Here is an 11,388-nt window from a genome sequence, read left to right on the forward strand (position 1 = left end):
CAAGGGGGGTGGGGAACCCGCTGCGCGTCGCCGACGGGGCCTCCATCGCGCCATTCGGGGGCGCAGGCGACTTAAATGAATTTCACTCCGGGCGGGGCAGCGCGATCCGCACGCATAGTCCCGGCCCGGCATCGTACAGGCTGAGGCTGAGGCCATGCAGGTGCAGGATCGCGACGACCAGGCTGAGGCCCAGGCCGCTGCCCGCAATGTCCTGCGCCCCCTGTCCCCGGTGGAACCGGCGTAGCACCGCATCGCGTTCCCCGGCTGCGATGCCGGGTCCGTCGTCACGCACCTCGATCGCGCGCCCGTCCGGGCCTTCGGTCAGTGCGATCGCGACCCGACCGCCGGGCCGCCCGAACTTGATGGCATTGTCGAGCAGGTTGCTCAGCGCCTCGAACAACAGCTTGTCGTCGCCTTCCACCGACCATGACCGGCTAGCCACCGACAGGGCGATGCCCCGATCCTCGGCCAGTGGTTCGTAGAGGTCGGCGACCTGTGTGACGAGGGTGCCCAGGTCGAGCGTGCGAAACCCGGCACGGCGGCGTCCCGCTTCCAGCTCGGAGATGCGCAGCAGGGCGGCGAACCGCTCCAGCACCAGGTCGAGGTCGCCGGTCGCCTGCCGGATTCCCGCCGCCACTTCGTCCGCGTCATGGGGGCGGTGGCGCAGCGCGTTCAGGGTCGCGCGGACGCGGGTGAGGGGGGTACGGAGATCATGGGCGATGCCATCGGTCGCGCCCTTCACCTGCGCGACGACGCGGCCGACCTCCTCGACCGTCGCGTTCACCGTCGTCGCGAACTGGTCGAGTTCGTCATGCCGCCCGGCGATCGGCATCCGGACCGAAAAATCCCCCGCCGCGATCTCCCGGCTGGCGCGTTGCAGGGCGCGTACGCGGCGCAGCGGTGCGCGGCTGAACCAGATCGCCGCCGCCGCCACGCAAAGCAGGGTCAGCAGGCCGCTGACGATCAGCGTCTCCAGGATGGTATGGCGCAGGTCGCGCAGCAGGCTGATGTCGCGCCCGACGAGCAGCGTCTCGCCCTCGCGGGTGTGCAGCGCCACCAGGCGAAAGGGGCCGCGCGATCCGTCCTCGACATCGACGGGATGGCCGGGGGGCAGGGGGCGCAACAGGCGGACATTGCCGACGATCGGGGTGCCGTCGGCCGCGATCAGTGCCAGATAATTGAAGCCGGCCCGGTCGCGCCGCAGCTCGTATCGCACGCGGTCGGGCAACTGGTCCGCCGGGACCTGCAACAGGCGCTGCGCGGCGGCATGGAGGATGCGGTCGCTGCGTGCGGTCAGGTCGCGGGCGGTGGCGGCATAGACGACGCCCAGCATCGCGATCAGCCCGACGACGAACACCGCCCCCAGCATGGCCGAGAGGCGGAAGGTGCTGATCCCGATGATGTCGCGCCAGCGCAATGGCGCGTCAGCTCTCGAAGAGATAGCCCTCTCCCTTCACCGTCTGGATCGGCGACGGTCGGCCCGGCCGGTCGATCTTCTTGCGCAGCCGGGCGATATGGACGCTGATCAGATTGGCGCCGGGATCGAAATAATAGCCCCAGACCCGCTCGAAGATGATCCGCCGGGTCATGACCTCGCCCTGATTGCGCATCAGGAACTCGAGCAGTCGGAACTCCATGTGGAGCAGCCGGGTCGGCTCGCCGTCCACCTTGACCGTGCGGCGGACCAGGTCGCATTCGATCCCGCCGCCGCGAAGCACCACCGCCTCGGCCTGTTCGCGCCGCCGCAGCAGCACCTCGACCCGCATCGCCATTTCGGCGAAATCGAAAGGCTTGGTCAGGTAATCGTCGCCGCCCGCGCGAAGCCCTGCGATCCGCTCGTCGACGTCGCTCAAGGCGCTCAGCATCAGGACCGGGATGGTGATATGCCGTTCGCGCAGTCGTGCGACCAGGGTCAGGCCGTCCAGTCCGGGCAGCATCCGGTCCAGGGTGATTGCATCGAACGCTTCGCGGGTGGCAAGGTCCAGCCCGCTATCGCCGTCCGCCGCCCGACTGGCGACATGCCCATGACGCGCCAGCTCGGCCATGATGGCCGCAGCGGTGGCGTCGTCGTCTTCGATGACCAGAATATCTGCCATGACGTGCGGCATAACCGCACACCCGCATGGCGGCCAAGACGCATCGCCGCAGGTTAAATTCATTTAAGTCGGCAGACGCGGCCTTCGGGGCGACAATGGGGGCATCTCACGGTCTCGGTTCAAAGGGTTTCACATGCGCCGCCCCGATTTCTGGACGATCGCTCTTCCGCTCGGCCTGGTCGCCGTCCCCGCCCTGGCCGCGCAGAGCGAGCGCGACATGAGCAACGACTGCTTCGACGTGGCGGCGCCCATGGCGGACGCCACGCCCTGTTTCGAACCTGGCCGTCACGCCCACCACCACCATGCCCATCACGATCGCAACGAGACGAGGATCGCCGCAAAAAAGGACCGTGCGGCAAGCGGCGACACACCGAAGCGCCTGCTCAGATAGGATGACGGTGCCGACGATCGAACCGGCGGGCACATGTTCCTGTCTTGGCCACGGCTTGCGATACGGCGGCGCACAAAGGGCATAGCGGGATGCGATGACAGTATGACCGCGACGCTATTTGCGCCCCTGATCGGCAAAAGCCACATCCGACGATGCAATCAAATCGAGGATGGGATGATGGGCGACTTGGCGGGATTGACGGTGGTGTCGGTCGAACAGGCTGTGGCGGCACCCTATCTCACCAGCCGGCTGGCGGACGGCGGCGCGCGTGTCATCAAGGTCGAGCGTCCGGAAGGCGATTTCGCGCGCGGTTATGACCATCTGGTCCATGGTGAGAGCGCCTATTTCGTCTGGCTCAATCGCGGCAAGGAATCGGTGCGCCTCGACCTGAAGCAGGAGGCCGATCGTGCGATCCTGGCGCGGATGATCGATGGCGCGGATATCTTCGTTCAGAACCTGGCCCCCGGCGTCATCGACAAGCTGGGCTTTGCGCCTGCGGCTTTGCGCGCGCGTGATCCCCGGCTGATCACCTGTTCCATTTCCGGTTATGGACTGGAGGGGCCGTATCGCGACCTGAAGGCCTATGACCTGCTGGTTCAGGCCGAAAGCGGGCTGTCCGCGATTACCGGCAACGACCATGGCATGGCGCGGGTGGGCGTGTCGGTCTGTGACATTTCGGCAGGCATGACCGCATATCAGGCGGTGCTCCAGGCGATTATCGGGCGGATGCGCAGCGGCGAGGGGCGGCATATCGACGTGTCGCTGTTCCATGCGCTCGCCGACTGGATGAACGTGCCCTATCTGCAATATGTCTATGGCGGCAAGCAGCCGGCCCGCTCGGGGCTCAACCACCCGACGATCGCGCCCTACGGCGCCTATACCTGTGGTGATGGCTCGGCCGTGCTGTTCTCGATCCAGAACGAACGCGAATGGGCCAATCTGTGCCGCGACGTCCTCCTCCAGCCGGAGGTGGCGACCGATCCGCGTTTCGTCGGCAACAGCACGCGGGTGGCGCATCGCGACGAGCTGGACGCGATCGTGTCGGCGGCCTTCGCGGCGGCGACACGGGATGAAATGATCGAACGCCTGGAGCGCGCGCGGATCGCCTATGGCCGGGTCAGCTCGATGGCCGATCTGGCCGCGCATCCGCAAAATCGATACGTCACGGTCGACACGCCATCGGGACCGGTCCGGTATCTGGCCCCCGGCGCACGCATCAACAATCAGGACCCGGCATTCGGGCCCGTACCGGCCCTGGGCGAGCACGACGCAGGCTTGCGCGCGGAGTTCGCCGCCGGGTGACGTTTCACGGGCGGCGCGCTATGCGCGGGGGCGGAGAGAGAGGACCCGCCCTTGGACGTCAGACAGCTGCGCTATTTCATCGCCATCGTCGAAAGCGGTTCCATTTCGCGCGCGGCGCAACGACTGAACGTCGCGCAGCCCTCGCTCAGCCTGCATGTCCGCAACATGGAAGCGGATCTGGGCGTCGCGCTGCTGTTTCGAACGGCACAGGGCGTCCAGGCGACGGAGGCGGGGGCGACGCTGCTTGCCCATGCCCGCGACATCGTCGCCCGTTTCGAGGAAGCCGAGCGTGCCATTCGCGATACCGATGCCGAGCCGGCGGGAGAGGTGGCGATCGGCCTGCCGTCCTCTATCGCGCAGGTGCTGGGTGCGCCGCTGGTCCGCTCCGCCCGTGCCGAGCTGCCGCGCGTCCGCCTGCGGGTGGCCGAGGCGATGAGCGGCTATGTCCTGGACTGGCTGCGGCAGGGGCGGGTAGATCTGGGCCTGCTCTACGCCTTTGTCGAGGATCGTGAGCTGCGTTCGACGGGCATCCTGACCGAGACGCTGGTCCTGTTCGGCGCGACCGGGGAGGCGGAAATCCATGCCATGTCCCCGCCCGGCCGGTCGGTCGGGATGGCGCAGTTGGCCGGGCTGCCGTTGATCCTGCCCAGCCCCGGCCATGGCCTGCGCGATCTGGTCGACGATCAGGCGGCCCGTGCCAAGGTCTCCCTGACCACGGGGTGGGAGATCGACGCCTATGGCGCCATCAAGTCGCTGGTGGCGGACGGGCTGGGCTTTTCCGTCCTGCCCGATCATTCGGTGGCCGTCGAAGTGGCGGCCGGGGCGCTCCGGTCCTGGGCGTTCGAGCCTGCCTTCCAGCGCACCGTCCATATCGTCGAGCCTGCCGACCGCCCGCTGACCACCGCGATGCGCGCGGTCGAGCGGCTGTGTCGACGGACCTTGCGCGACCTGGTGCGCGCCGGGGCGTGGGGGCAGGCGCGGATGCGGGTCAGTGTCTGATCGGGCATAACGACGCCCTATGGGCGCCAGCGCAAAAGCGTCTTGGCGATGCGTTCGGCAAGCCAGCACATCCTGGATCAAGATCGCGGCTTTGACGGTTAATCCTGAAAGCCGCCGCAAGCAGAGGATGTTCAACGCATGACCGAGGCCGCCATCTTGCCCGCCAAGGGTGTCTTCATCGACAATGAATGGGTGGCATCGGCCTCCGGCGGCACGATCGACGTGATCGCCCCGGCCGAGGGCGTGAAGTTCGCCAAGATCGCGGCGGGCAACAAGGCCGATGTGGACCGGGCAGTAGCGGCAGCGCGCGCCGCGCTGGCGGGTGACTGGGGCAAGTTGTCGGCGACCGAGCGTGGCCGCCTGCTGACCAGATTGGGTCTGCGGATTGCCGAGGTCGCCGAGGAATTGGCGCAGTTGGAAAGCCGCGACACTGGCAAGCCGCTGACCCAAGCGCGTAACGACATGGTCGCGACCGCGCGCTATTTTGAATATTATGGCGGCGCGGCGGACAAGGTCCACGGTGACACCATCCCGTTCATGCCCGGTTATTTTGTCACGACCGAGCATGTGCCGCACGGCGTCACCGGTCATATCATCCCCTGGAACTACCCGGCGCAGATGTTCGGCCGCACGGTCGGACCGGCGCTGGCCATGGGCAATGCCTGTGTCGTCAAGCCCGCCGAGGATGCGTGCCTGACCCCGCTGCGCTTGGCCGAACTGGCGGCCGAGATCGGCTTTCCCAAGGGCGCGATCAACATCGTGCCGGGACTGGGCGAGGAGGCGGGCGACGCATTGTCCAATCATCCGGGAATCGACTTCATCTCGTTCACCGGCAGCCCGGAGGTCGGCACGCTGATCCAGACGGCGGCGGCCAGGAACCATATCGGCGTCACGATGGAGCTGGGCGGCAAGAGCCCGCATGTCGTCTTCGAGGATGCCGACATCACCACCGCCGCCAAGACGATCGCGCTGACCATGGTGCAGAATTCGGGGCAGACCTGTTCGGCGGGCTCGCGTGCGCTGGTCCAGGCGTCCGTCTTCGATGCCGTGACCAAGGCGCTGGCCGAGGAATTTGCGAAGCTGACGGCGGGCACGCCGGAGATGGATCATCAGTTGGGCCCCGTCATCAACGCGACCCAGAAGAAGCGGATCGAGGGTTTCTTCGAACGCGCTCAACGTGCGGGCGTCCCGGTGTTGGCGGAAGGCCAGGTTGCCGAAGGGGTGCCGGAGGGCGGCTATTTCGTCGCGCCGCGCATCTATGGCCCGGTCCCGCGCGAGCATGAGCTGGCGACGCAGGAAGTGTTCGGACCGGTGCTCGCCGTCCTGTCCTTCGAGGACGAAGAGGATGCCGTGCGTCTCGCCAACGACACCGATTACGGCCTGATGGCGGCAGTGTGGACGATCGACGGCAATCGTGCGCTGCGGGTTTCGCGGCAGATCCGGGCGGGGCAGGTCTATATCAACGCCTTCGGCGCGGGCGGCGGCATCGAACTGCCCTTCGGGGGCATGAAGAAGTCCGGCCATGGCCGCGAAAAGGGCTTTGCGGCGTTGCACGACGCCTCGACGATCCGCACGACCATCTTCAAGCACGGCTGAGCCATAACGACAGGCGATGGCGGCGCGACAAAAGCCCTATTGGCGCCGCCTGACCCCTGGGCCGCAACATCGACGAACAAGGTGATCCGGCAAAGTATCGGATCGCTCAAGGAGAGATGGTCTTGGTCACCAATTTCTACATGCCGACCCGCGTGATCGCCGGATCGGGATCGCTGGCGACGATCGGCACGGTCGCGCGTGATCTGAAGATCAGTCGGGTGCTGGTCGTTTCAGATCCCGTCATCTCGGCGCAGGATTTTCATGCCGCCGCCCTCGATGCGCTGGCCGAGGCGGGGATCGCGACCGAGCGGTTCGACGAGGTCGGCATCGACGCACGCTGCTCGCATATCGACCAGCAGGGCGATCGGGTTCGCCGCGCCGCGATCGACGGCATCATCTGCATCGGCGGCGGATCGGTGATGTGCACCGGCAAGGGGATCGCAATCGTCGCGACCAACGACAAGCCTATGGCGGAATGCACCGGCGTCGGCAGTTTCGACAAGCGCGCGCTGCCGATGATCATGGTCCCGACCACGGCGGGTTCGGGGTCCGAAGTGTCGCAATGGACGATCGTCAAGGACGAGGAACGCCACCTCAAGCTGCTGGGCGGCGGGCCGCTCAGCTTTCCCGATGCGGCGATCCTCGACCCCGTCACGCTCGCCTCGCTGCCAATGCGGGTGGCCGCGCTTCCGGCCGTCGACGCGCTGACACACGCGGTCGAGGCCTATGTCAGCGCGATCGGATCGCCGATCACCGACGCGCTGGCGATCGCGGCGGTACGGTTGCAGCACGGTTCGCTGCGCGCCTCGATCAATTCGGATGACGAGGGCGCATGGGCCGACAATCTGATCGCGTCGTGCATGGCCAATATCGCCTGTGGCAACGCACGGCTGGGCCATGGCCATGCGCTGTCGCTGCCGATGGAGGGGCATCTCGACCTTCCGCACCCGTACGGCGTCGGCATCCTGCTGCCCGAGGTGCTGGCTTTCGATCTGGCGGTGCTGCCGCACAAGGTCCGCCCGCTGGCCGAGGCGCTGGAGGTCGACACGACCGGCCTGTCTCGCGCGGAATGCATCGCGGCGGCTTCGGATGCCGTGCGTGATCTCTACCGCGACATCGCCTTTCCGCTGAAATTCACCAGCCAGCAACTGCCGCGCGACCGGGTGGCGGAAATGGCGCGGCGCGCGGTGCCCGGCCTGTATGCGGGCATCGCCGCGCGCGATTACGACCCGGCGACGGCGCGGCCCGATACGATCATCGGCTGCCCCTCGGCCCGCAAGATGACGGTCGCGCAGGCCGAGGCGATGCTGTCGGAGCTTTGCGCATGACCACGCCCATCCTGCACCATTACGACCTGTCGCCTTTTGCCGAGAAGGTGCGGACCGCACTGGGGCACAAGGGTGTGGTCTGGGCGTCGGTCGAGGCACCCATCTGGCCGCCGCGCCCGCATACCGTGCCACTGACCGCGGGCTATCGCCGGATTCCGGTTCTGCAATTCGGCGCGGATATCTATTGCGACACCGCGCTGATCCTCGACGAGCTGGATCGCCGCTATCCGGATAAGCCGCTCTACCCGATGGAGCAGCGCGGTGCGATCATGGCTTTTGCCCGCTGGGCGGATATGGCCGGGTTCATGCCTGCGGCGACGCTGACCACGTCGATCATCGGCGACGGCGTGCCAGCCGAGTTCATCGCCGACCGTATTGCCTTCATGCACCACGACTTCTCCCGCGCGGCGAGCATGAAGACCGCGCCGCTCGACCGCCAGCGGGTGGCCAGTCTCATCGACTTGCTTGCGCAGATGCTGGCGGATGGCCGTCCGTTCCTGTTCGGCGAGACGCTGACTGCCGCCGATCTCGCGGCCTGGCATCCATTGTGGTTCGCGCGAAGCAATGGCGGTGCGGCGATCGAGGCGCTCCTGCCGTTCGACAACCTGTCGGACTGGATGGAGCGTATCGCCGCCTTCGGGCATGGCCAGCATAGCACGATGACCCCGACCGATGCCCTTTCGGTTGCGCGGGACGCGCAGCCCATCGCGACGACCGGCGTCCGCGATGCCGACCCCAGCGGTCTGGCCGAGGGCGATCCCGTCCTCGTCATCGCGGACGAGGCCAACGACCCGATCCGTGGCACGCTGGTCGCGGCGGACACGCGCGAGCTGGTCATCGCGAACGTCACCGGGGCGGCGGGCACGGTTCATGTCCATCTCCCGCGCCTGGGGTTCAGCGCCGTTCGCGACGAGGACGCCTGATGCGTATCCTGACCAACACCACTTCGCCCTATGCCCGCATCGCGCGGATCGCCTTGGGTGAAAAAGGCTTCGACCTGTCGGCCACCGAGATCGTCAATCCCTGGAACGACGATGCGGCGCTGCTGAAGCTCAACACCGCCGCGCGCGTGCCGACGCTGGAGATAGAGGGCGGCCTGCCGCTCACCGAAAGCCTGTTGATCCTGTTGTGGCTCGAGCGAACCCGGCCCGAGCCGTCGCTGCTGGCGGGCGATGTCGACCGGATCGTCAGCCTGGCGGGTCGTGCCATGGGGGTGATCGACGCCCAGGCGAACATCGTCACCAACCGGATGCAGATCGATCCCGACTTTGCCGAGCACCGGGTGGGCCGGCGACGTATTCGGACGATCGTTAACGGTCTGGCCGCGCTGGAGGCGGATCCACCCATCTATCACGGCGACACGCCCGACATCGCGGTCATCACCGCGGTGGTGGCGCGGGACTATCTCGACCTGCGCTTTGCGGGTGAGCCCTGGGTGGCAGCGATGCCCCGGCTCGACGCGCTGGTCACCGCCACCGCCGATCGCCCCGCCTTCCGCGACACCAAGCCCTATCTTTGAAAGGACGCTCATGACCGACACGTCTGCGAACACGCAACTGGCCCGCGATTACTTTACCGCCTTCGCCGCGCGCGACGAGGCGTGGTGGAAAGAGCATATCGCCGAAGACTTCGTACGCCACGATCCGGGCCTGCCATTCGTCGTGCGCGGGCATGACGGGATGCGTCAGCTTGGCGAATTCCTGCACGGCAATTTCAGCCGGATCGAACTGCCCATCCTCGATTCCGTCGCTGAGGGGGACAAGGTGTTGATCCATCTGCGGATGAAGGCGATCCATTCGGGCGACGGGCTGGGTGTGCCCGCCACGCACAAGCCGGTCGATTTCGTCGTGATGGACCTGTTCCGCTTCGAGGACGGCAAGCTGAAGGAGCATTGGGCGCTGATGGACAATCTGGGCATGCTGAAGCAGATCGGCGCGGTGGACGCCTGATGCCGTCTGCCCACGTTCGTCCTCGCCTGCCCGAACTAATCTCTGCCCGGCTATAGGATCGGGTCGTCAGCGACCCTCTACTGTGACCTGCAAGCCTTGCCCTTCTTCGATCAAGGAAGAAGGGAGGAGACCGACATGCACACGATGGCACGACGCAGCGGCGTGCCATCGGCCCGTTCGACCCGCACCTCGATCGCCGCATTTGTCTGGCCTTTGTGGATTTCATCGACGGCGAGTGCGGCCGCGCTATGGATCGCGGAGGTGAGGGCGCTTTCGCTGGTATCGAATTCCGTGCCGTCGTCGCGGGTTTTGAGCCTGGCATCGATGGCGTGGATAAAGAATTTGGGCATGGCGCTGGCCTCATCAGAGGCGCAGGCCTTTTCGCCCACAGCCGTCAGCGCCTCGGAGCATCAGCCGACGATGGATCGGTCATGCCCCATATATCTATCAAGGACAATATAGGCAGTTAAGGAAGGCCGTGTGCCGGTGCCTATTTCATTCTCTTGTAAAGGTAATTGGCATCGAAACCGGATATGTGGGTCAAGGCCGCCGGGTCGATGATCCGCAGGACGCCCCGGCTCAGCTCGATCGCGCCCGACCGACGCAGCTCTTGCAGGATGCGATTGATATGAACCGGGGTCATGCCCAATGCGTCGGCTAGCACCACCTGCGGCAGCGGCAATTCCATGCGCGTCCCGTCGCTCAGCCCGATGCGGACCGCGCGCAGGAACAATTCCAGGATCAGATGGGCAACGCGCTCGACGCTGGAGCGGCGGCCCAGGCTGACGATCCAGGCGCGAAGGGTCCCTTCGTCGACCAGCTGCGCGATATACATGGCCGTTGCGATGCGAGGATAGGACCCCATCAGTTCGTTCATGTCCGAACGGCTGATGGTCGCCACCGAAGCAGCGGTTACGGTCTGGATGCTGTGATCCATCTCGGCCAGCATTTCGGTGTGCAGGTCGCAGGCATCACCCGGCATTAGAAACGCCGTGATCTGGCGGGTGCCGCTCGGCAGCACTTTATAGCGGTATGCCCAGCCTTCCAGCATGACGAACACCGGGCCGGGGGGGTCTCCTTCGCGGATCAGATCCTTTCGGGCCGTGATGGCCTTGGGACGGGCTGTGAGGCGCTCCAGCGCGCTTATCTCTGGCTCGCCGAGATCGGCAAGCCCACGCAGCTTGGTGATGAACCGATTACCCATGCAACCGGCTTAGCTATGAATTATCAAACTTTATATTGCCGTTCTATATTGTTTATAATTAACAAGATTATGCTCGTCGTGGGACTATCGACGGTTCACATTAGGCACCTGTTTTTGTCGGCAATAGGTGGCTACGCATGACCCGCGACTCGTCGATGGAAACGCTCTGGGAAGTTGTGCAGGCATTGGATGGTCATCTGGCGCGGCTGGATCAGGCACAACTGGGTCAACTCGCGGCGTGCTATCTGAAACAGGCCAGCGACATCCTTAGAGACGAAGCATTGGGTTTTTCCCATGGCTGTAAGGACGGTTCGCAGCCACCCATGCCGAATTCTTCCCGATCCTCGATATCGTAACGGTAACATGCGATAACATAGCGGTTTATCACGCGCATCGTCAAATATCGCTAGGCCGGATCGACATTCATCGTAGCCAGATCATGGCGGCGGCGAGGTGGACGAAGCCGGTGAAGTGGATGATGCGGCGGTCGTAGCGAGTAGCGAAGCGTCGGAAATGCTTGAGG

13 protein-coding genes are annotated in these 11,388 nt (G+C 65.7%); 9 read left to right on the forward strand and 4 right to left on the reverse strand.

Going from position 1 to position 11,388, the window contains the following annotated elements:
- Positions 1 to 82 precede the first annotated feature (82 nt).
- Positions 83 to 1,417 carry a sensor histidine kinase gene (locus U1703_RS15020; RefSeq protein ID WP_332786329.1) on the reverse strand — a complete coding sequence of 445 codons (1,335 nt, stop codon included), beginning with the start codon at positions 1,415 to 1,417 and terminating at the stop codon, positions 83 to 85.
- 7 nt (positions 1,418 to 1,424) lie between these two features.
- A complete protein-coding gene (locus U1703_RS15025) occupies positions 1,425 to 2,096 on the reverse strand; it encodes a response regulator transcription factor (RefSeq protein WP_320450824.1) in 672 nt (223 codons plus the stop codon).
- Positions 2,097 to 2,229: 133 nt separating this feature from the next.
- Here U1703_RS15025 and U1703_RS15030 point away from each other — a divergent pair, with 133 nt between their 5' ends.
- From U1703_RS15030 to U1703_RS15065, 8 genes are all read left to right on the forward strand, one after another.
- Positions 2,230 to 2,487, forward strand: a complete 258-nt coding sequence (locus U1703_RS15030; RefSeq protein WP_332786330.1) for a hypothetical protein — start codon at positions 2,230 to 2,232, stop codon at positions 2,485 to 2,487.
- A gap of 177 nt (positions 2,488 to 2,664) precedes the next feature.
- Positions 2,665 to 3,789 (forward strand): CaiB/BaiF CoA transferase family protein, encoded by a 1,125-nt coding sequence (locus tag U1703_RS15035; protein ID WP_332786331.1) that lies wholly within the window; start codon positions 2,665 to 2,667, stop codon positions 3,787 to 3,789.
- Between the two features lie 51 nt (positions 3,790 to 3,840).
- Positions 3,841 to 4,788, forward strand: a complete 948-nt coding sequence (locus tag U1703_RS15040) for a LysR family transcriptional regulator (RefSeq protein ID WP_332786332.1) — start codon at positions 3,841 to 3,843, stop codon at positions 4,786 to 4,788.
- 138 nt (positions 4,789 to 4,926) lie between these two features.
- The gene (locus U1703_RS15045; RefSeq protein ID WP_332786333.1) at positions 4,927 to 6,384 is read left to right on the forward strand and encodes an aldehyde dehydrogenase family protein; all 1,458 of its coding nucleotides are present in this window, start codon (positions 4,927 to 4,929) and stop codon (positions 6,382 to 6,384) included.
- 116 nt (positions 6,385 to 6,500) lie between these two features.
- Positions 6,501 to 7,712 (forward strand): iron-containing alcohol dehydrogenase, encoded by a 1,212-nt coding sequence (locus tag U1703_RS15050; RefSeq protein ID WP_332786334.1) that lies wholly within the window; start codon positions 6,501 to 6,503, stop codon positions 7,710 to 7,712.
- Positions 7,709 to 8,635: a glutathione S-transferase family protein gene (locus tag U1703_RS15055; protein ID WP_332786335.1), complete on the forward strand. Its 927-nt coding sequence runs from the start codon at positions 7,709 to 7,711 to the stop codon at positions 8,633 to 8,635. The genes U1703_RS15050 and U1703_RS15055 overlap by 4 nt, the downstream gene beginning before the upstream one ends.
- Complete coding sequence (locus U1703_RS15060) at positions 8,635 to 9,231, forward strand: glutathione S-transferase family protein (RefSeq protein WP_332786336.1); 597 nt, start codon at positions 8,635 to 8,637, stop codon at positions 9,229 to 9,231. Before U1703_RS15055 ends, U1703_RS15060 begins: the two co-directional genes overlap by 1 nt.
- A 10-nt stretch (positions 9,232 to 9,241) precedes the next feature.
- Positions 9,242 to 9,661, forward strand: coding sequence for an ester cyclase (locus U1703_RS15065; protein ID WP_332786337.1), 420 nt, complete (start codon positions 9,242 to 9,244; stop codon positions 9,659 to 9,661).
- A gap of 110 nt (positions 9,662 to 9,771) precedes the next feature.
- On the opposite strand, the gene U1703_RS15070 is transcribed toward U1703_RS15065, so the two are convergent.
- The gene (locus tag U1703_RS15070) at positions 9,772 to 10,050 is read right to left on the reverse strand and encodes a DUF6894 family protein (protein WP_332786338.1); all 279 of its coding nucleotides are present in this window, start codon (positions 10,048 to 10,050) and stop codon (positions 9,772 to 9,774) included.
- Between the two features lie 101 nt (positions 10,051 to 10,151).
- On the reverse strand, positions 10,152 to 10,865 hold the full coding sequence (locus tag U1703_RS15075; RefSeq protein ID WP_320450834.1) for a Crp/Fnr family transcriptional regulator: 714 nt from the start codon (positions 10,863 to 10,865) through the stop codon (positions 10,152 to 10,154).
- Between the two features lie 137 nt (positions 10,866 to 11,002).
- Between U1703_RS15075 and U1703_RS15080 the strand changes: the two genes are divergently transcribed.
- On the forward strand, positions 11,003 to 11,221 hold the full coding sequence (locus tag U1703_RS15080; RefSeq protein WP_332786339.1) for a hypothetical protein: 219 nt from the start codon (positions 11,003 to 11,005) through the stop codon (positions 11,219 to 11,221).
- Positions 11,222 to 11,388: the final 167 nt, after the last annotated feature.

Origin of the sequence: Sphingomonas flavida (assembly GCF_036663655.1) — a bacterium.
Classification (GTDB): domain Bacteria; phylum Pseudomonadota; class Alphaproteobacteria; order Sphingomonadales; family Sphingomonadaceae; genus Sphingomonas.

What these genes read in the sequence shown, in the direction of transcription:
- U1703_RS15025 (WP_320450824.1), bottom strand. Translation starts at nt 2,096, where the DNA reads ATGGCAGATATTCTGGTCATCGAAGACGACGACGCCACCGCTGCGGCC.
- U1703_RS15030 (WP_332786330.1), top strand. Translation starts at nt 2,230, where the DNA reads ATGCGCCGCCCCGATTTCTGGACGATCGCTCTTCCGCTCGGCCTGGTC.
- U1703_RS15035 (WP_332786331.1), top strand. Translation starts at nt 2,665, where the DNA reads ATGGGCGACTTGGCGGGATTGACGGTGGTGTCGGTCGAACAGGCTGTG.
- U1703_RS15045 (WP_332786333.1), top strand. Translation starts at nt 4,927, where the DNA reads ATGACCGAGGCCGCCATCTTGCCCGCCAAGGGTGTCTTCATCGACAAT.
- U1703_RS15050 (WP_332786334.1), top strand. Translation starts at nt 6,501, where the DNA reads ATGGTCTTGGTCACCAATTTCTACATGCCGACCCGCGTGATCGCCGGA.
- U1703_RS15055 (WP_332786335.1), top strand. Translation starts at nt 7,709, where the DNA reads ATGACCACGCCCATCCTGCACCATTACGACCTGTCGCCTTTTGCCGAG.
- U1703_RS15060 (WP_332786336.1), top strand. Translation starts at nt 8,635, where the DNA reads ATGCGTATCCTGACCAACACCACTTCGCCCTATGCCCGCATCGCGCGG.
- U1703_RS15065 (WP_332786337.1), top strand. Translation starts at nt 9,242, where the DNA reads ATGACCGACACGTCTGCGAACACGCAACTGGCCCGCGATTACTTTACC.
- U1703_RS15075 (WP_320450834.1), bottom strand. Translation starts at nt 10,865, where the DNA reads ATGGGTAATCGGTTCATCACCAAGCTGCGTGGGCTTGCCGATCTCGGC.
- U1703_RS15080 (WP_332786339.1), top strand. Translation starts at nt 11,003, where the DNA reads ATGACCCGCGACTCGTCGATGGAAACGCTCTGGGAAGTTGTGCAGGCA.